The sequence below is a fragment of the Massilia brevitalea genome (genome assembly GCF_030711405.1).
GTDB classification, from domain to species: Bacteria; Pseudomonadota; Gammaproteobacteria; order Burkholderiales; family Burkholderiaceae_D; genus Telluria; species Telluria brevitalea.
Map to the genome: position 1 here is coordinate 1 of NZ_JAULSI010000044.1, position 19,200 is coordinate 19,200.

Annotated in this window: 20 protein-coding genes and 1 tRNA gene; 10 read left to right on the forward strand and 11 right to left on the reverse strand. The window is 65.2% G+C overall.

The features are described 5' to 3' along the window. Window positions 1-443: 443 nt before the first annotated feature. Both QWL29_RS22080 and QWL29_RS22085 read right to left on the reverse strand, forming a co-directional pair. Window positions 444-1,991 carry a phospholipase D family protein gene (locus QWL29_RS22080; protein WP_305825011.1) on the reverse strand — a complete coding sequence of 516 codons (1,548 nt, stop codon included), beginning with the start codon at window positions 1,989-1,991 and terminating at the stop codon, window positions 444-446. 6 nt (window positions 1,992-1,997) lie between these two features. Then, complete coding sequence (locus QWL29_RS22085) at window positions 1,998-2,774, reverse strand: enoyl-CoA hydratase (RefSeq protein WP_305825012.1); 777 nt, start codon at window positions 2,772-2,774, stop codon at window positions 1,998-2,000. Window positions 2,775-2,902: 128 nt separating this feature from the next. Here QWL29_RS22085 and QWL29_RS22090 point away from each other — a divergent pair, with 128 nt between their 5' ends. After that, window positions 2,903-4,156: an MFS transporter gene (locus QWL29_RS22090; protein WP_305825013.1), complete on the forward strand. Its 1,254-nt coding sequence runs from the start codon at window positions 2,903-2,905 to the stop codon at window positions 4,154-4,156. 16 nt (window positions 4,157-4,172) lie between these two features. Here the strand turns inward: QWL29_RS22090 and QWL29_RS22095 are convergent, their stop codons facing one another. From QWL29_RS22095 to mltA, 3 genes are all read right to left on the reverse strand, one after another. Beyond that, window positions 4,173-4,988, reverse strand: a complete 816-nt coding sequence (locus tag QWL29_RS22095) for a DUF2145 domain-containing protein (protein ID WP_305825014.1) — start codon at window positions 4,986-4,988, stop codon at window positions 4,173-4,175. Then, the gene (locus QWL29_RS22100) at window positions 4,985-5,431 is read right to left on the reverse strand and encodes a hypothetical protein (RefSeq protein WP_305825015.1); all 447 of its coding nucleotides are present in this window, start codon (window positions 5,429-5,431) and stop codon (window positions 4,985-4,987) included. Before QWL29_RS22100 ends, QWL29_RS22095 begins: the two co-directional genes overlap by 4 nt. Window positions 5,432-5,536: 105 nt before the next feature. Next, window positions 5,537-6,778, reverse strand: a complete 1,242-nt coding sequence (mltA, locus tag QWL29_RS22105; protein ID WP_305825016.1) for a murein transglycosylase A — start codon at window positions 6,776-6,778, stop codon at window positions 5,537-5,539. A gap of 11 nt (window positions 6,779-6,789) precedes the next feature. Between mltA and QWL29_RS22110 the strand changes: the two genes are divergently transcribed. Then, window positions 6,790-6,942, forward strand: coding sequence for a hypothetical protein (locus QWL29_RS22110; RefSeq protein WP_305825017.1), 153 nt, complete (start codon window positions 6,790-6,792; stop codon window positions 6,940-6,942). Between the two features lie 3 nt (window positions 6,943-6,945). Here the strand turns inward: QWL29_RS22110 and apaG are convergent, their stop codons facing one another. Next, window positions 6,946-7,320: a Co2+/Mg2+ efflux facilitator ApaG/CorD gene (apaG, locus tag QWL29_RS22115; RefSeq protein ID WP_305825018.1), complete on the reverse strand. Its 375-nt coding sequence runs from the start codon at window positions 7,318-7,320 to the stop codon at window positions 6,946-6,948. A gap of 169 nt (window positions 7,321-7,489) precedes the next feature. On the opposite strand from apaG, the gene rpe reads away from it, so the two are divergent. From rpe to QWL29_RS22150, 7 genes are all read left to right on the forward strand, one after another. Further along, window positions 7,490-8,161: a ribulose-phosphate 3-epimerase gene (gene rpe / locus QWL29_RS22120; RefSeq protein ID WP_192051504.1), complete on the forward strand. Its 672-nt coding sequence runs from the start codon at window positions 7,490-7,492 to the stop codon at window positions 8,159-8,161. After that, on the forward strand, window positions 8,161-8,853 hold the full coding sequence (locus tag QWL29_RS22125; protein ID WP_305825019.1) for a phosphoglycolate phosphatase: 693 nt from the start codon (window positions 8,161-8,163) through the stop codon (window positions 8,851-8,853). The genes rpe and QWL29_RS22125 overlap by 1 nt, the downstream gene beginning before the upstream one ends. A gap of 199 nt (window positions 8,854-9,052) precedes the next feature. After that, window positions 9,053-10,549: an anthranilate synthase component I gene (gene trpE / locus QWL29_RS22130; protein WP_305825020.1), complete on the forward strand. Its 1,497-nt coding sequence runs from the start codon at window positions 9,053-9,055 to the stop codon at window positions 10,547-10,549. Window position 10,550: 1 nt separating this feature from the next. Then, window positions 10,551-11,117, forward strand: a complete 567-nt coding sequence (locus QWL29_RS22135; RefSeq protein ID WP_305825021.1) for an aminodeoxychorismate/anthranilate synthase component II — start codon at window positions 10,551-10,553, stop codon at window positions 11,115-11,117. 16 nt (window positions 11,118-11,133) lie between these two features. Next, the gene (gene trpD / locus QWL29_RS22140; RefSeq protein ID WP_305825022.1) at window positions 11,134-12,168 is read left to right on the forward strand and encodes an anthranilate phosphoribosyltransferase; all 1,035 of its coding nucleotides are present in this window, start codon (window positions 11,134-11,136) and stop codon (window positions 12,166-12,168) included. Window positions 12,169-12,171: 3 nt separating this feature from the next. Next, complete coding sequence (gene trpC, locus QWL29_RS22145; protein WP_305825023.1) at window positions 12,172-12,972, forward strand: indole-3-glycerol phosphate synthase TrpC; 801 nt, start codon at window positions 12,172-12,174, stop codon at window positions 12,970-12,972. A gap of 1 nt (window position 12,973) precedes the next feature. Further along, on the forward strand, window positions 12,974-13,489 hold the full coding sequence (locus QWL29_RS22150; RefSeq protein WP_305825024.1) for a hypothetical protein: 516 nt from the start codon (window positions 12,974-12,976) through the stop codon (window positions 13,487-13,489). Window positions 13,490-13,911: 422 nt separating this feature from the next. Here the strand turns inward: QWL29_RS22150 and QWL29_RS22155 are convergent, their stop codons facing one another. The 5 genes from QWL29_RS22155 to QWL29_RS22175 all read right to left on the reverse strand — a co-directional run bounded on the left by QWL29_RS22155 (window position 13,912) and on the right by QWL29_RS22175 (window position 18,902). Further along, entirely contained in the window at window positions 13,912-15,732 is a 1,821-nt protein-coding gene (locus tag QWL29_RS22155; RefSeq protein WP_305825025.1) for a M61 family metallopeptidase, read from the reverse strand. Window positions 15,733-15,798: 66 nt separating this feature from the next. Then, window positions 15,799-16,392, reverse strand: a complete 594-nt coding sequence (locus QWL29_RS22160; protein WP_305825026.1) for a nucleotidyltransferase family protein — start codon at window positions 16,390-16,392, stop codon at window positions 15,799-15,801. Continuing rightward, window positions 16,389-16,847: a (2Fe-2S)-binding protein gene (locus QWL29_RS22165; RefSeq protein WP_305825027.1), complete on the reverse strand. Its 459-nt coding sequence runs from the start codon at window positions 16,845-16,847 to the stop codon at window positions 16,389-16,391. Before QWL29_RS22165 ends, QWL29_RS22160 begins: the two co-directional genes overlap by 4 nt. Window positions 16,848-16,901: 54 nt before the next feature. Then, on the reverse strand, window positions 16,902-17,618 hold the full coding sequence (locus QWL29_RS22170; protein ID WP_305825047.1) for a DsbC family protein: 717 nt from the start codon (window positions 17,616-17,618) through the stop codon (window positions 16,902-16,904). A gap of 21 nt (window positions 17,619-17,639) precedes the next feature. Next, complete coding sequence (locus tag QWL29_RS22175; protein WP_305825028.1) at window positions 17,640-18,902, reverse strand: FAD-dependent monooxygenase; 1,263 nt, start codon at window positions 18,900-18,902, stop codon at window positions 17,640-17,642. A gap of 120 nt (window positions 18,903-19,022) precedes the next feature. On the opposite strand from QWL29_RS22175, the gene QWL29_RS22180 reads away from it, so the two are divergent. Beyond that, window positions 19,023-19,098 (forward strand) — tRNA-Phe (locus QWL29_RS22180). Window positions 19,099-19,200 lie beyond the last annotated feature (102 nt).

Below are 19,200 nucleotides of genomic sequence, written 5' to 3' on the forward strand. Positions count from 1 at the left end.
TCAGTTTAATCTCTGTTTGTTGACACTTGCGTGTCACCCGTTATTACTAACGGGGTCGCTCACTCAAAATACTGACCGTCATCTCATTGCTGAGACAACGTATTTCTTTTTTGTGAACATTTGATAATTTAAGTAATCAGCTGAACTAGTCAGCGGCACCTTCATCAAACGCCCACACTTATCGACTGTTAATTGTTAAAGAACTTATTCGGTACTGCATCTTGCTGTCAGCGACAAATCGTTTTGTTTGTCAGCAGCAGAGGAAGAAGAGTATGAAGCAATTTCTGATTCTCGTCAACTCCTTCTTTGCTTCAGCTCAGTTTCCTGAGTTTTCTGTTGCTAGATCAACTACTTGATTTCGTTGACCTTTTCATACAGCGCCGAAGCGGAGGCGAACTATAGCAAACGGCCGAGCAGTTGCGCAAGACCCTGTGGCGAACTATCTACAACAGCCAGTCGATCGGCAGGATCGACAGCACCCTGACGCCGGCGCGCTTCCAGACCGTGGTGCCCGGCTCCTGGTCGTAACGCAGGACCTTGCCATTGCTGCGCTCGATCCAGTACAGCTTGCCCTGCCCGTCGAGACGCACCTCATAAGCGGTTTCCGGAATACTCTCGTCCAGGGTCTGGCCCAGGCGTTGCGCCAAAGCCGGGCTGTCGATGACGAAGCCCATCTCCGTATTCAGGTCGATCGACCGCCGGTCCATGTTAAAGGAGCCGACAAACACGCTGCGGCCATCGACGCCGAAGGTCTTGGCATGCAAACTCGATGCCGAGCTGCCGAAGCGGCCACGCCCGGCATCCGGCAGCTCCGGCCCCCAGCGGCGGCGCAACTCATATAAAGACACGCCGGCACGCAGCAGTTCGTGGCGCCACTTTGCGTAACCCGCATGGACAGCGGCGACGTCGGTCGCCTCCAGCGAATTGGTCAGCACCCTCACCTTCACGCCGCGCCTGGCGATATCGACCAGGGCCTGCGCCGCCTTTTTACTCGGCACGAAATACGGCGACACCAGATCGACCTGCTGCTTCGGCTCGCCCAGCAGCTTGCCGAGGTCGGCCACCATGCGCGCATCCGGCGGCGGCTTGCCGAGTGCCTTGGCTGGGTCGTCGCTTACCAGCTCGGTCTTGCTCCACTCCAGCGGCAGGCGGCGCTGCGCCAGTTGCTCGACAAACGGAGAAATGCGGATCGCTTCCAGGTAGCGCTGCGCTTCCGGCCTGGTACGCAGTGCCGCCGCGCGTGCAGCCAGCGCCTCGCGCGGTTCGGCCACGCCCGCATCGACCAGCCTTGCAACCGGATAGGCCGAGGCGCTGTTCCAGTAGCGGTCGAAATCCTGCGACACCTCGTGCACCACCGGCCCCACCGCCATTACGTCGAGGTCGACGAACAGCATGTCGCCGGCCACGCCGAAGTATTCGTCGCCGATATTCCGGCCGCCGACGATCGTCGCCTGGTTATCGGCCGTGAAGGATTTGTTGTGCATGCGCCGGTTCAGCCGGCTGAAGTCGGTCAGGTAGCCCAGGCTGCGCCGGCCGCGCGAGCCGAAGGGATTGAACAGGCGCACCTCGACGTTAGCATCGCGGTCGAGCGCGGACAGCACCGGGTCGAGGCCGGCCGTATTGTTATCGTCGAGGAGAAGGCGAACCCGCACACCACGTGCCGCGGCGCTGCGCAAGGCATCGAGCATCAGGGTGCCGGTGAGATCGTCGCGCCATATATAGTACTGGACGTCGAGACTGCGCTCGGCGCCGCGCGCCAGCAGCACCCGGGCGGCAAAGGCGTCGCGCCCGTCCGATAGCGCGTGGATGCCGGAGCGGTTCGGATATTCCGCTGCCAGCGGCGCGATGGCCTGGCCGAGTCGGGTGCCGGCGGTATCAAGCAGCGCCGCGCTGGCGCTGCGCCCGCCCAGCGGCGGCAGCGATGTGCAGCCGTAGGTCGCCGCCGCAGCGGCGACCAGGACACCGGCTCCGATTCGCAGCGCCGCGCGCATGGCGGCTTACATGCCTTCGAAATTCGCCTTGCGCTTGCCGAGGAAGGCGGACATGCCTTCCTTCTGGGCCGGCGTGCCGAAGGCGGCGTGGAAAAAGCGGCGTTCATAGCGCACGCCTTCGGTCAGCGTGGTCTCGTAGGCGCGGTTCACCGAATCCTTGATCGCCATGGCCACCGACACCGGCATCTCGGCGATGGTGTTGGCCACCGCCAGCGCTTCTTCCATCAGCTTCTCGGCCGGGAAGATGCGCGACACCAGGCCGGTGCGCTCCGCTTCGGCGGCGTCGATCATGCGCGAGGTAAGCAGCATGTCCATGGCTTTCGACTTGCCGATCGCGCGCGGCAGGCGCTGGGTACCGCCGGCGCCCGGGGTCACGCCGACCTTGATTTCGGGCTGGCCGAATCTGGCGCTGTCGGCGGCGATGAGGAAGTCGCACATCATCGCCAGCTCGCAGCCGCCGCCCAGCGCATAGCCGGCGACGACGCCGATCACCGGTTTGCGCACATTCAGGATGTGCTCCCAGTTGCGGCCGATGTAGTTGCCGCCGTAGGTGTCGGCGTAGGTGTATTCGGCCATGGCCGCGATGTCGGCGCCGGCCGCGAAGACCTTTTCGCTGCCGGTGAGGACGATGACGTTCACCGCCGGGTCGGCGTCGAAGGCGTACAGCGCCTGGCCCAGCTCGTTCATCATGTTGTCGTTCAGCGCGTTCATCGCCTTGGGACGGTTGAGGCGAATGACAACCACCTTGCCGTGGTTTTCGATCAGCAGGTCTGCGTATTCCATGGACTCTCCTCCAGAATGTGACTGATGTATGTAACTTATCTATATGACTTCGCTGCCGCGATTGTAGCGCCTCCGCAGGCCAAAAAGGACGGTATCATTGCCGGCTCCGCCATGTCTTGCGCCAGTTCGTGACCCTCCACCCACGCCACATCCTCGAACGAATCGCCGGCGACGGCCTGTTGCAAAGCGCCGACTTCCGCCGCCTGTGGCTGACCAGCGCCCTGACCCAGTTCGGCGCCCAGATCACCCTGCTCGCCCTGCCGATCTGCGCGGTACTCATGCTGCATGCGACGCCGGCGCAGATGGGTACCCTTGGCGCGCTCGAATCCCTGCCCTTCCTGCTGTTCGGCCTGCCCTCGGGCGTGCTGCTGGAACGCTGCCGCCGCTTGCCGATCATGATGTGCAGCGACGCGATGGTGGCCACCGCCCTGGCCTGGTGGCTGGATGCCTTGACGATCCACTGGCTGTATGCGGTCGGCTTCGTGCTCGGCACCGGCCTCGTGATCGGCGGCAGCGCGGAACAGGTCTTCCTCACCTTCGTGGTCGGGCGCGAGCGCCTGGTCGACGCCCATGCCAGGTTCGCCGCCACCGAATCGGCCGCGCGCCTGATCGGCCCGGGCATGGCTGGCGCCATGGTGCAGCTGATGGGCGCGCCGCTGGCGATCCTGTGCAATGTGGCCGGCTTCGTGATCTCGCTGGCGAACCTGAAACGCATCCGCGCCCGCGAGCCGAAGCCGGCGCCGACGAATACACACCCGCTGCGCGACATCCGCGACGGCCTGGCCTTCGTGTGGCGCCACCACGTGCTGCGCACCCTGGCCTGGACGGCCGGCGCCTGGCACTTCCTGTTCTACGGCTACATTGCCCTGCATGTGCTGTTCGCCACCCGCGTGCTCGGCATGGCGCCGGGCGTGATGGGCACGGCGCAGATGCTGGGCGGCGCAGGCATCCTGGCCGGCTCGGTGCTGGTCAAGCCGCTGTCGCACCGCTATGGCACCGGGCGCGCGATCCTGGCCGGTCTGTGCTGCTGCGCGCTCGGGTTTGCGCTGATGCCGGCGATTCCCGCCACCCTGTTCGGCAGCACGCTCGCCAGCGCCATCGCTTACGCCATCGTCGTGTTCCTGCTCGATTGCGGCGCCACGCTGTTCTTCGTGCCCTACATCGCCCTGCGCCAGCGCGTGACGCCGGATGCGATGCTGGGGCGGATGGTGGCGACGATGCGCGCGCTGACGGTGGCGACGGCACCCTTGGGCGCACTGGCGGCCGGTGCGCTGGCGGAGCGCTTCAGCGTGCGCGCCGGGCTGATGTGCATCGCGGCGGGAGGCCTGCTGCTCGCTACCGGCGCGGTCTGCGCAACCCGGCTGGGACAGGTAAAAGACTGAGCGACCGACGCGGCCGTTACGTCGATGGCGGCAAGACGAGTCGCGTTTCCGGGCAGCCCGCCGCCTGGCAGGCATCCGGCAGGCTGCGCAGCCAGGCGATCACCGATTCGACCGTGACGACCTGGATGTGGCCTGCGCGCAGCAGGGCCGGCGGCAGGTCGTCGAACACGATCTGCGCGTTGACGAAGCGCGCGCCGAAGCGGGTCAGGATGTTGGCTTCGACCTGGGTCGGCACGTACGCGTGCGCCTTCAGCCACGCCTGGGCGCCCGGGCGGTCGGGCGCCTCGCCCTCCCCGGCATATGCAAAGGCCAGCATCTCGAGCACCCAGCCGTTCGAATTCTGGTAGCGCGTGTCGAAGGGATAGGCCACCACGTTGTAGTGCGGCTGGTGGTAGGTCCCGGCCTCCTCGCCGAGCAAAGCGGCCTTCAGGCGGCGCTGCGCCGCGGGCGCCAGGCGCCAGATGCCGGCCTGGTAGCGGTGCGGCGCATCGGCAAAAAAATTCACCAGGCCTTCGTCGTACAGTGCCGACTCGGTGCTGCCGCAGCGGTTCAGCTTGTGCACGACCGACCAGGCGCCCGCCGGATGCTCGCGCACGGCAAACCCCATGTGCGAATAGGTCAGCCCGTATTTTTCCAGGTCTTGCCCGACGCGCGCGATGAGCACGACGTCGTCGTCGATCGTGCCGAGCGCGGCGCGCGTGACGTCGCCGAGCTGCATGCTCAGGCGCGACTTCTCGGGTTCGATCTCGCGCAGTTCGCACTGCCGCCCCGCCAGCGCCATGCCTGCCGTGGAAACGAGCACCGCCGCCAGCAGCAGGCGGCGCAGGATCACGCGCGGGCCTTCGAATGCACGAGACCGGTGTCGGGACGGAGCATGACCCCTACCGTCGCGTCGGCCTTCTTGAGGGCGAAACCAGCCTGGCCGATGGTTTCAATGTCCAGGGTATCGTTCACCTGCACACCGTGGGCGCGGGCGGCAGCGCTGCTCACCATCGTATCGACGTCGGTCGTCCCATCCTGGCTGCGCAAGGTGAGCGCGGTCTTGTCGCCCTCCTGGTGCATTGCCGCGACTTGCCACTTCCTGTTCTTCTCGACGTCGCCTGAGGTTTTCTCGGACAAGCTCTTGGCGCCTTCGGAAGACATATAGAAGGGCATGATCGACAACACAAACGGGATAGCCCAGGACGGGATCACCGCATCGGCGGCCGCCGGCGCCGCGATGGAGACCGACAGCAGCAGGGCAAGGAGGGGAGCAAAGCGACGTGATGTGCGCATGGTCTATCCAATCGGATGGGCCGGCATGGAGCATGCCGCCAAATGTTGTTTAATAGTAACTACGCAACCTTAGCGGATACCGGCCATCGGTGCAACATGAACCTGCTATTTCGGCAAGAAAACCCACACTGCACCACGCGCTTTCATGCGCCCCGCATATTCCGCTGCATTTCCCCCGAAGCCGAAGAAGAAATCCGCCCGCACCGGCCCGCGGATGGCGCCGCCGGTATCCTGCGCCAGCATCAGGCGCTGCAGTGGCGCCTCGGTGGCCGGGTGCGTGGTCGCCAGGAACAGCGGCGCACCCAGCGGCACGATGGACGGATCGACCGCCACCGAGCGCTCCGCCGTAAGCGGCACGCCGAGCGCACCCTTCGGCCCCACCGACGCATCCGGAAGGCGCTCTTCCTTGAAGAAGATATAGCTGGGGTTCACGTTCAGCAGTTCCTGGCGCCGCGCCGGATTGGCGGCGATCCAGGCCTTGATGCTCTGCGCCGACACGCCATCGGCCGGCAGCTCGCCCTGCTCCACCAGCCAGCGCCCGATCACCTTGTACGGATGCCCGTTCTGGTCGGCGAAAGCGATACGCACCGTCTCGCCGGTCTCGGCGATCTGCACCCGGCCCGAGCCCTGCACTTCGAGGAAGAAGGCTTCGACCGGATCGTCGACCCAGACCAGCTCCTTGCCTTTCAAGGGTGCGCGCTCGATCTCGGCGCGGGTGGCGTAGGGCACCACGGTCTTGCCAAGCAGGCGGCCGCGCAGGCGCATGTTCTTCAGGTTCGGATACACGCTGCCCAGGTCGACCGTGACCAGGTCGTCCGGCACCCGGTACAGCGGGGTCTGGAAGGCGCCGCCGCGCTGGCGCGAGCCGCGCAGCATGGGCTCGTAGTAGCCGGTGACCAGGCCGGTGTCGGCGCCGTCCGGCGTGCGCATCTGCTGCGGCACGAAGTACGTTTCGAAGTAGCTGCGGATGGCGGCGTTGTCGCGCGCATCGACGCGCCCGGACGCGGCGCAGGCACCCTTCCACTCCGCCTTCTTCGCCAGCACGCGGCACGAGGACAGGAAGGCCGGCCAGGCCTGGCGCAGGTCGTCCTGGCGCCAGCCCGGCAATGCGTCGAAGGAGACCGGCGTCATGGCCGGCACCGGCGGCGGCTGGGTGGGCGCCGGCTCAGGTGCAGGAATCGCGACCGGCCCCACCGGCGGCGGCATCACGATGTCGGGCTGCTTCGAGGGTTCAGGCGACGACACAGGTGCGGGCGCCGGCTTCTGCGGCGCCGTGCCGCAGGCCGCCAGAAGAAGGGCGACGGCGGCGATTGAAGCAGGTACACTAAGGCGGCGTATCGATTGCATGGGATGAAAGTATGTGGATCTTGATGCTGGAAGCCGGCGTGGCCTTGTTCCTGCTGGTGTTTATCGTCTGGTGGACCATGTTCTCGGGCCGCTCCGAGGAACGCAAGCGCCCGCTGCGCGACGACAGCCAGGTGCCACCGAAGCGCGATCCCGACCAGCCGTAAGGATCAATGCAGGCTGCGCGGCAGCGACAGCACGAACTCGGGAATCGCCACCTCGAAGCGGTGGCCATCCTCGGCCACGCAGAAGTATTCGCCGCGCATCGAGCCCTGCGGCGTGGCCAGATGGGTGCCGCTGGTGTATTCGAACTGCTCGCCCGGTTTCAGCAGCGGCTGGTGTCCGACCACGCCCAGGCCAGACACTTCCTGGGTGCGGTTGCTGGCGTCGGTGATCACCCAGTGGCGCGAGATCAGCTGGGCCGGCACGCTGCCGGTATTGCGGATCGTGATCGTGTAGGAAAACGCATAGTTGTCGCGCTCTGGGCTGGATTGCTCGGGCAAGTGCTGGGTGCGGACGGTAACGGTGAAATCGTAGGCGGACATCGGCTTTCCTCTTATGGTTATTAGTTGCCTGCGCGAATGACGCGGCCCGGTGGCGGCGCGGATGTGCGCAAAACGGCAATGATACAGGGCCGGCAAAAACCCGGTTCGCGCGGTTAGATGCCGGCTCGGCGTAAAATAGCCGGATTCCCGATCACGACCAGTCACCGCAATGACCACCTACCGCATCGCTCCCAGCATCCTGTCCGCCGATTTCGCCCGCCTGGGCGAGGAAGTCCGCAACGTCGTCGAGGCCGGCGCCGACATCATCCACTTCGACGTGATGGACAACCATTACGTGCCGAACCTGACGATCGGCCCACTGGTCTGCCAGGCGATCCGCCCGCACGTGCAGGTGCCGATCGACGTGCACCTGATGGTGAAACCGGTCGACCGCATCATTCCGGACTTCGCGAAAGCCGGCGCCAACATCATCACCTTCCACCCGGAAGCCTCGGAGCACATCGACCGCACCCTGCAACTGATCCGCGACCACGGCTGCAAGGCCGGCCTGGTGTTCAACCCGGGCACGCCGATGCACTACCTGGAACACGTGATGGACAAGATCGACATGATCCTCATCATGTCGGTGAACCCGGGCTTCGGCGGCCAGTCCTTCATCCCGGAAGCGCTGAAGAAAATCGCCATCGCACGCCGCCTGATCGACGAATCCGGCCGCGACATCATGCTGGAAGTCGATGGCGGCATCAAGGCCGAGAACATCGCCGCTGCCGCCGCTGCCGGCGCCGACACCTTTGTCGCCGGCTCGGCCATCTTCGGCAAGCCCGACTACAAGGCCGTGATCGACGCCATGCGCGCCGAACTGGCAACCGTAGGCAAGTAATGCGGGCCGGCGCCGCGGCCATCAGGGCCGCCATCATCGACCTCGACGGCACCATGCTCGACACGGTGCCAGATTTCGAACTGGCCCTGAATGCCATGCGCGCCGAATTCTCGCTGGCGCCGATCGGGCAGGACACCATCAAGCCGATGGTCGGCAAGGGCTCGGAAAAGCTGATCCGCGACGTGCTCTCGCTCGACTTCGCCCCCGAGCGCGTCGAAGCCGTGTACGAGGACGCGATGGCCGCCTACCAGCGCCATTACCTCGCCATCAACGGCGAAAAGAGCGTCCTGTACGCAGGCGTGATCGAAGGCCTGCAAGCCCTGCGCGACATGGGCCTGCGCCTGGCCTGCGTGACCAACAAGCCGATCAGCTTCACCACGCCGCTGCTGGCGCAAAAGGGGCTGGCGCCGTATTTCGAGCTGGTCTACGGCGGCGATTCGCTGCCCCGGAAGAAGCCCGATCCGCTGCCGCTGCTGCAGGTCTGCAGCGACTTCGACCTGCCGCCGCAGCAGGTGGTGGCCATCGGCGATTCGTCGAACGATGCCGAAGCGGCACGCGCCGCGCGTTGCTTCGTGCTCACAGTGCCATATGGTTATAACCACGGAAGGCCTGTTCAAGAGATCGATTCCGATGGTATAGTTAATTCGCTACTCGATGCCGCGAAGCTGATTCGTGCGCACAACGGCGCTTAAATCTACTTATCTATACATGTTCTTCACCAAAAAACACACTGTCAACCAAACCGGCGCCCTTGAGGCCTGGCTGTGGCGACGCTGGCAATCCTGGGCTCACTAACCCGTATTGATTGCTGCCGGCTGCACGCGCATCCGGCAGGTTTTTTGAACTACCGCCGCCCCACCTCCCTCCAACAGGGGCGGCCCGGAGAAGAACATGACCGAACTCGAATTCCGCTCGCTAGCCAACCAGGGCTACAACCGCATTCCGCTCATCGCCGAAGCCTTTGCCGACCTGGAAACGCCGCTCTCGCTCTACCTGAAGCTGGCCCAGTCGCAGGACACCGGCAAGAACACCTTCCTGCTGGAGTCCGTCGTCGGCGGCGAGCGCTTCGGGCGCTACTCCTTCATCGGCCTGCCGGCCAAGACCCTGCTGCGCGCCACCGGCAACGTTGTCGAGATCGTGACGAACGGCGCGGTGGTCGAGACGCACGAAGGCAACCCGCTCGACTTCATCGAACAATTCCAGGCGCGCTTCAAGGTGGCGCTGCGCCCCGGCATGCCGCGCTTCTGCGGCGGCCTGGCCGGCTACTTCGGCTACGACACGGTGCGCCACATCGAGCGCAAACTCGCCGGCAGCGCACCAAAGGACGACCTTGGCCTGCCTGAGATCCAGCTCTTGGTGACGGAAGAACTGGCCGTCATCGACAACCTGTCGGGCAAGCTGTACCTGATCGTGTATGCCGACCCGTCGCAGCCGGAAGCGTTTGTGAAGGCACGCCAGCGCTTGAAAGACCTGCGCGTGATGCTGCGCCGTAGCGTCGACGTGCCCGTCACCACCGGCTCGGTGCGGACCGAAGCGGTGCGCGACTTCAGCAAGGAAGACTACCTGGCGGCGGTGGCCAAGGCCCACGAATACGTGATGGCCGGCGACCTGATGCAGGTGCAGATCGGCCAGCGCATCCGCAAGCCGTATGTGGATTCGCCGCTGTCGCTGTACCGCGCGCTGCGCTCGCTGAATCCCTCGCCCTACATGTACTACTACAACTTCGGCGACATGCAGATCGTCGGCGCCTCGCCGGAGATCCTGGTTCGCAATGAAACCTCGCCGGCCGGCGAACGCAAGGTCACGCTGCGCCCGATCGCCGGCACCCGCCCGCGCGGATCGACGCCGGAACGCGACGCCGAACTGGCGGTCGAACTGCTGGCCGACCCGAAGGAAATCGCCGAGCACGTGATGCTGATCGACCTGGCGCGCAACGACATCGGCCGCATCGCCGAAACCGGCAGCGTGAAGGTGACCGACCGCATGGTCATCGAAAAATACTCGCACGTGCAGCACATCGTCTCGAACGTCGAAGGCAGCCTGAAGGAAGGCCTGTCGAACCTGGACGTGCTGCGCGCCACCTTCCCGGCCGGCACCCTGACCGGTGCGCCGAAGGTGCGGGCAATGGAAATCATCGACGAACTCGAACCGGTGAAACGCGGCATCTACGGCGGCGCCTGCGGCTACCTGTCGTTTGGCGGCGAGATGGACGTGGCGATCGCGATCCGCACCGGCGTGATCAAGGACGGCAATCTGTACGTGCAGGCGGCGGCCGGCATCGTCGCCGACTCGGTCGCCGAGATGGAATGGCAGGAAACCGAAAACAAGGCGCGCGCCGTACTGCGCGCGGCCGAGCAGGTGCAAGACGGACTGGATGGGGAGCTCTGACATGCTGCTAATGATCGACAACTACGATTCCTTCACCTACAACATCGTGCAGTACTTCGGCGAACTGGGTGAAGACGTGCGCACCGTGCGCAACGACGAAGTCACGCTGGACGATATCGCGGCCATGGCGCCCGAGCGAATCTGCATTTCGCCGGGGCCGAAGGCGCCAGTCGACGCCGGTGTCTCGGTCGACGTGATCAAGGAATTCGGCGGCAAGCTGCCCGTGTTGGGCGTCTGCCTCGGCCACCAGGCCATCGGCGAAGCATTCGGCGGCAAGATCGTGCGCGCCAAGCAGGTCATGCACGGCAAGACCTCGCTGGTGGCGCATACCGGCGTTGGCGTGTTCAAGGGCATTCCGAGCCCGTTCACCGTGATCCGCTACCACTCGCTGGCCATCGAGCGCGCCTCGCTGCCCGACTGCCTGGAAGTGACGGCATGGACCGACGACGGCGAGATCATGGGCGTGCGCCACAAGGAACTCGACATCGAGGGCGTGCAGTTCCACCCCGAGTCGATCCTGTCCGAGCACGGCCACGCGCTGCTGAAGAACTTCCTCGCGCGCTCATAACCCTACTGGAACCTCCATGCCGATCACACCACAAGAAGCGCTGCTGCGCTGTATCGAACACCGCGAGATCTTCCACGACGAGATGCTGCACCTGTTCCGCCAGATCATGGCCGGCGAAATGTCGCCGACCATGGTCGCCGCCCTGACGATGGGCCTGCGCGTGAAAAAGGAAACCATCGGCGAGATCACCGCTGCCGCGCAAGTCATGCGCGAGTTCTCGACCAAGGTGCCGATGGCCGACACCAGCCGCCTGCTCGACATCGTCGGCACCGGCGGCGACGGCGCGAATACCTTCAATATCTCCAGCGCGTCGATGTTCGTGGCCGCCGCCGCCGGTGCGCGCGTGGCCAAGCACGGCGGGCGCAGCGTGTCGTCGTCGTCGGGCAGCGCCGACCTGATCGAAGCGCTCGGCGCGCAGATCGATTTGAAGCCGGAGCAGATCGCCCAGTCCATCGCCCAGACCGGCATTGGCTTCATGTTCGCGCCGAACCACCACGCGGCCATGAAGCACGTGGCGCCGGTGCGCCGCGAACTCGGTGTGCGCAGCATCTTCAACATCCTCGGGCCGCTGACCAATCCGGCCGGCGCACCGAACATCCTGATGGGCGTGTTCCACCCCGACCTGGTCGGCATCCAGGTGCGCGTACTGCAGCGTCTCGGCGCCCAGCATGCATTGGTGGTCTGGGGCCGCGACAACATGGACGAAGTCTCGCTCGGCGCCGGCACCGTGGTCGGTGAACTGGTGAACGGCGAAATCCGCGAGTACGAAATTCACCCCGAGGACTTCGGCCTGCAGATGGTCTCGAGCCGCAATTTAAAAGTGGCGAATACCGAGGAATCGAAGGTGCGCGTGCTGGAAGCGCTGCGCGGCGAGCCGGGCCCGGCGCACGACATCGTAGCGCTGAATGCCGGCACCGCGCTGTATGCGGCGGGCGTGTGCGCCTCGATCGAGGAAGGCCTGGCCAAGGCGCGCGAGACCATCGCCTCCGGCGCGGCGCTGGCCAAGCTGGAGCAGTTCGTGAACGTCACGCGCCAGCTGGGAGCACGCTGATCCATGTCCGACATCCTGAACAAGATCCTGGCCGTGAAGGCCGACGAAGTGGCGGCGGCGAAGAAGCACCGCGACCTGAACAGCCTGCGCCGCGAGGTCGAAGGCGATAGCGAACTGCGCGCCGGATTGCGCGGATTTGAAGCGAGCCTGCGCAATCAGATTGCTGCTGGCCGTGCCGGCGTCATCGCCGAAGTGAAAAAGGCCTCGCCGTCGAAGGGTATCTTGCGGCCGGATTTCCGCCCGGCGCAGATTGCCGAGAGCTATGCCGAGGGTGGCGCGGCTTGCCTGTCGGTGCTGACCGACGTGAACTTTTTCCAGGGCCACGCCGACTACCTGCGCCAGGCGCGCGCGGCGGTCGAGATTCCGGTGATCCGCAAGGACTTCATCGTCGACATGTACCAGGTGTATGAAGCGCGCGCGATGGGAGCAGACGCGATTCTCTTGATCGTGTCTGCGCTGGATCATGGCTTGATGGCCGAGTTGGAGGCATGTGCGCAGGAACTCGGCATGGACGTGCTGGTCGAAGTACATGACGGTGATGAGTTGACCGCGGCGCTGCGCCTGAAAACGCGCCTCGTGGGCATCAACAACCGCAACCTGCGCACGTTTGCCGTGTCGCTCGACACGACCATCGACCTGCTGCCGCGTATCCCGGCGGAGCGGCTGGTGGTCACCGAGTCCGGCATTGCCGTGCGCGACGATGTCGAGCGCATGCGCGCGGCCAACGTGCATGCTTTCCTGGTGGGCGAAGCCTTCATGCGGGCGCCCGATCCCGGCAACGAATTGCGACGATTATTCGACTGACATGAACACTTCCATCCGCATCAGGGCCGCCCTCCTTCTTCTACTGGCAGCCCTGGGCGGATGCAGCACGGTCCAGCCCGTCGCTTCCACGGCCCGACGACTTGTCGAGGCCATCCTTCCCGGTTCCCCTTCCACTCCCAGCCCTGTCGGCCCACTCGATGCCCCGGCGCCGGCGCCTTCGCGCACGCTCGATGCGTACAAGGCGGAAGTGGCGCAGCACGTGATGCGTCACAACACCGGGCAGACCTTCAGCGGGCGTTTGCCGCCGATGCTGCCGGCCATCGTGGTGCTGAACATCACGGTGCGCGACGATGGGGAATTGGAAGAGGTAAAGGTGCAGAGGTCGCGCGATGACGATGCCTCGCAGGTGGCCGTCGCGTCGATGCGGCGCAGCGGGCCGCTGCCCCGGCCCGTGCACCTGCTGGCGGGGAGTGTGCGCAAGCTGACGTTTTCCGAGACGTTCCTGTTCAACGACCAGTATCGGTTTCAGTTGCGGAGCCTCGCCGGGCCGCAGTGATGTGATGGGACTACCGCGGCCCACGGCCTCAACCGATATGACGGCGCTGGCTGGAGCATGAGGCCTCAGTCGATATGATGGTGCTGGCAGGGCCTATGGCCTAAACCGATATGATGCTGCTGGCCGGGGTCTGCGGCCGCAACCGTACGGTGGGGTGTTCAAGGCTGGCGGCCTTGAACACGAACGTGCCCACGCGGTACGCACGTCTCCTTGCACCCGCTGCGTCGAAACGTCGCTCGCTAACGCTTAACGAAACCCGAGATTGCAGCGTGCGTGTCCGTTTGCATGCTGCGCGGGCGATACCTCGCTGGTATCGACCAGGGTAACGTGCGTACAGCGTGGGCACGGAGTGCCCACCCTACGGTTGCCGTATCGACTCATACGAACGTCGCGTGTACGCAGGCACCGCGACGGTTGATTGATTACACCGCGCTCGGCCGCGCAATCGTCCCGGCCTTGCGCACGCCGGCAACCGGCGACAGCGTGATGCCGGGCACGCGGTCGCCTTGCAGCACCACGTCGAACGCCATCAACTCGTCGCGCCGGAACGCATGCACCGTTACTTTGTCGCCCACGCGATAACGCGACAGCAGCGCATCCACGTTCGGCGGATTGCCGTTCACGCGCAAGCCGTCGATCGCAATCACGATGTCCAGCGCCGACAACCCGGCCTGGTGCGCCGCCCCACCCTCGTGCACCTGGCTCAGCTTGGCGCCGAGCGGGTCGCGGCCGATGCCGGCGTCGAGCGAAGGCTTGCCGCTGTTGCGCTCATCCACCAGCTTGACGCCCAGCGGCGCGTACAGCTTGGCCAGCGGCAGGTCCTCGACCCCGCGGATGTACTTGTCGAACAAGCCCCGCAGCCTGACGCCGCTGACTTCGTCGAACAGCGCTTCCACTTCGCGCTCGGTCACGCCGCGGCCCGCGCCGGCGTAGAAGTCGCGCCCGTAGCGCTGCCACAGCGCGCGCATGATGTCGTCCAGCGAACGCGCGCCATTCGTCTTGGTGCGAATCGTCAGGTCGAATGCCAGCGCAATCAGCGAGCCTTTGGTGTAGTAGCTGATGATGGCGTTCGGCGAGTTCTCGTCCTGGCGGTAGTACTTGCTCCAGGCATCGAAGCTGGAATCGGCCACGCTCTGCTTGGTGCGGCCGCTGCCGCGCAGCACGCTGCCGACGGTCTTGCCCAGCAATTTGAAATAGGTCGGCTCGCCGATGATGCCGGCGCGTACCAGCAACAAGTCGTCGTAATAGCTGGTAAAGCCTTCGAACAGCCACAGCAGCGGCGTGTAGTTTTCCACCTGCAGGTCGTAAGGCGCGAACACGGCCGGCTTGATGCGCTTGACGTTCCAGGTATGGAAGTATTCGTGGCTGCACAGGCCCAGGAATTTCAGGTAGCCCTCGCCCGGCTCGCCCGACTTCGGTCCGCCTACGCAGGGCAGATCGGCGCGCGCGCAGATCAGCGCGGTCGAGGCGCGGTGCTCGAGGCCGCCGTAGCCATCGCCCACGGCCATGGTCATGAACACGTAGCGCTCGAGCGGCGCCTTTTTCGTCTCCGGCTCGAAGAAGGCGATCTGGGTTTCGCAGATGGCCTTCAGGTCGGCCTGCAGGCGCGCCATGTCCAGGTTCGGCACGCGGCCGGTGATGACGATGTCGTGCGGGATGCCGTGCGCCTTGAAGCTGGCCAGCGCGAAGTCGCCCATTTCCACCGGGTGGTCGATCAGCTCGTCGTAGTCGCCGGCCACGTAGGTGCCGAAGCCGTAGCGCTTGGCGCCGAGTTCCTTCATCGCAGTGGCCACGCGCCAGGTCTTGGCGGCCGGGTCGGCGGGACGCCCGATGTCGACCTGGTGCGCCTGCGCTTCCTGGCCGACCACGCGCAGGAACACGCTGGTGCCGTTGAAGAAGCCGTGGGTCTGGTCGAGGTGGGCGGCGCGCACCGACAGGTCCCAGGCATAGACTTCGTAGTGCAGGGTCAGCGGACCTTCGACCGGGGCGGCCTGCCAGGAGTGCTTGTCGAGCTTGGCTAGCGCGACGGCGGCGCCGTTTGCCTCGGCGCGGATGCGCACGATGTTGCGCGCGAATTCGCGGATCATGTAGCTGCCCGGGATCCAGGCCGGCAGGGCGAACACCTGGCCATCCGGCGCGGGCGTGGGCACCGTCACCGTCACGTTGAACAGGTGGCCGGCCAGGTCCTTGGGAACGATGCTGTACTGGATGGCGGTCTGGATGGGCTGCGATGATTTTTTCATGAGTTCAAAGGAAGGCTGCCGATATGTATAGTGTAAACGATTCGGCAGCGCCCGGACCCGCAAGCGCTAGAGGTCGGCCGGGGTGTCGATGTCGCGGAATATCCCGGGGTCGTCGACCTCGACTTCGCGCACCGGCATCGATTTGAGCAGCGCACGCGCGCCATGCTCGCCTTCCAGCGCCAGTAACGCCGGCAGGTGCGCTGCGCCAAAGGCCACCGGGTTGCCGCGCCGCCCGGCGTGCACTGGCGCCGCGATGTCCGCGCCATCGGCCAGGGCAGCGAGCAGCGCCCGCATCGTCGCGGGAGAAACGAAAGGCATGTCGCCCAGCGCCACCAGCCAGGCATCGGCGGCAGGCAGCGAGTGGCGGATGGCATGCACGAGGGACGCTGCCATGCCGCTGTCGGCGTCAGGACACAGCGTGACCTCGACGCCCAGCCCGCGCAGGAGATCGGCGACGCCGCCGTCCGAAGGCGGCACCACCGCGATCACGCGCGGCACGACGGACAACAGCGCACGCGCGCTGGCCACCACCACCGGCTCGCCATCGGGCAGCAACTGCAGCAGCTTGTTGTGTTCGCCCAGCGGATCGAAGCGCCGGCCCCGGCCCGCAGCCAGCAAAATCCCGGCGACATTCGCGGCTACATTCCCTGCGACATTCATGCCAGCGTCTGCGCGGCATCCTTGATGGCCGCGCGGATCCGCTGGTAGGTGCCGCAGCGGCAGATGTTCCCGCTCATGGCGTTGTCGATGTCGGCGTCGCTCGGCGCCTTGTTGGTGCGCAGCAGCGCGGTGGCGCTCATCACCTGCCCGCTCTGGCAATAGCCGCATTGCGGCACGTCGTGGCGTATCCAGGCGTCCTGCACGGCCTTGCCGACCGGGTCGCCGGCCATCGCTTCGATGGTGGTGATCTTCAAACCGGCGGCGGCCGAGACCGGCGTGATGCAGGAGCGGATCGGCGCGCCTTCCAGGTGCACGGTGCAGGCGCCGCACAAGGCGGCGCCGCAGCCGAACTTGGTACCGGTCAGGTCCAGATTGTCGCGCAGGGCCCAGAGGATGGGCGTAGACGGATCGGCATCGACCTGCAGGTCGCGCCCGTTGATGTTGAGTTGGACCATGCCGCCCTGCTCCCGATCATGGCTAAACAAATGTTTAGCCCGTATAACTAATGTTTATTTCAACGATTCCAGCTTCGCTTCCAGCGTCTTCAGGTCGACCGCGCCCGGGATGCGGCTGCCGTCGGTGAAGAAGATGGCCGGCGTGCCCTGGATGTTCAGCTTGTGGCCCAGCTCCACGACCTTGTCGTTCGGCGTGACGCAGCTGTCGGGGGTCGCCGCCGGCACCTTGCCGTTGATCATCCAATCGTCCCAGGCCTTGACCCGGTCCGACGCGCACCAGATGTTCTTCGATTTTTCGAAGGAATCCGGCGACAGGATGTTGTACATGAAGGTATAGATGGTGACGTTGTCCAGCTGGGCCAGCGTGGTCTGGCGCAGGCGCTTGCAGTAGCCGCAGTTCGGGTCTTCGAACACGGCGATCACGCGCTTGCCGTCGCCCTTCACCTGCTTGAGCGCCATGTCCAGCGGCAGGTCGGAGAACTTGACCTTGTTCAGCTGGTCGATGCGCTCGCGGGTCAGGTTCTTCGAGCTCTTGGCGTCGAACACCTGGCCGATGAACAGGTACTCGGCTTTCTTGTCGGTGTACAGGATGTCGCCGCCGACGCGCAGCTCGTACAGGCCGCTGTACGGCGTTTCCTTGATCGAATCGATCTTGGCGCCGCCCAGGCGCGGCTCGATATTCTTGCGGATCGCGGTTTCGGTGTTCTGGGCATCGACACAACCCGCAATCAGGCCCGTCGCCAGCAGTACGGCGACCTTGGTTTTTAACATCACGTTGAATTCCTTAGAAAATTACTTGCCGATGGCATGCGCCATCAGGCGCCTTTTCACGAAGGGCAGCTTGTCGAGCAAGTCCAGGCCCAGGTTGCGCACCACGCGCACGGGTTCGAGGTTCGCGCCGAACAGGCGCTCCAGGCCGTCGGTGGCCAGCTGCATCAAGAGCACGTCTTCCTTGCGCGCACGCGCATACCGCGCCAGCACGCGCTCGTCGCCGACCGCGCGGTGTTCCTCGCGCTCGCCGATCACGCGCAGTAAGTCGACCACGTCGCCGAAGCCCAGGTTCATGCCGTGCCCGGCCAGCGGATGTACGGCGTGCGCCGCGTCGCCGACCAGCGCCACGTGCGGCGCTACCAGCGCATGCGGACGCACCAGCGCCAGCGGCACTGTTTTCACGGCTTCCGGCTGCAGTGGCTTGAGGGCGCCGAGCGGCTCGTCGGCATATTCGCACAGGCGAATCGCCAGCTCGCCGAGCGATTCTTCCATCAGCGTCGCGGCCAGGGTCTCCGGCGCCGACCATACCAGCGACACCTTGTTGCCCGGCAGCGGCAGCAGCGCCACGATGCCGTCCTTGCAGGTGAACCACTGGTGGGCCACGCCGTGGTGCGGTTTTTCGCAGGCAAAATTGGTGACGATCGCGCGCTGGTGGTAGGAGCGGTAGTCGATGCCGATGTCGCACTGCCCGCGCACCCAGGAATCGCGGCCGTCGGCGCCGACCACCAACTTGGCGTCGAGCCTGCGGCCGTCTTCCAGCTCGACTTGCGCGCCTTCCGGGCCGCAGGTCAGCCGGCTGGCGCTGCCGCTGACGACCTGCACGTTGTGCGCGAACTTCAGCGCCGCATCCAGCGCCTGGTTGAGGTTGCTGTCCTCGACGATCCAGGCCAGGGCGCCGGTGTGGGCGCCAAAGGCGTCGAAGCCGAGCTTGCCGCCGGGGTTGCCGCCCGCGTCGCCACCTTCCTTGCCATCGCCATTCACCGCCATTGCATCCACCGGCGCAATGCGCGCCGCGTCCATTGCGCCCCACACCTTCAGCGCCGACAGCAAATCGTGGGCCGTGTGGTTCAGGGCGTAGACGCGCACGTCCCAGGGCCGTTCCGTGCCCGGCGCGAACGTCGGCGCCGCCTCTTCCGCCGCCAGGCGCGGCGCCGGCACCAGCAGGGTGACGCTATGCCCGGCCTGGGCAAAACCGAGGGCCGCGGTCTTGGCAATGGCGCCATTGCCGACGATGCAGACATCGCTGACGCGGGATTGTGCAGTGGAAGAATGTGGTGTCGTCATGCCAGGCATTATATAGCGGCATCCTTCCGGCACGCCGCGGGCCGCCACCAGGGCGTCAAAAGAAAGTTGCAAGTGGGACTTGCAGAGCCGCGAGGCGCTGGCTATAATCATGCCTCTCTTGGCCTGGTAGCTCAGTTGGTAGAGCAGAGGATTGAAAATCCTTGTGTCGGTGGTTCGATTCCGCCCCGGGCCACCAAGAATTCAGCATTGCGAAAGCAGTGCAAGCAAAAACGCCACCTTCGGGTGGCGTTTTTGTTTTCTATTGCTACTTGCTTCAATACATTCCGTCACACATGCA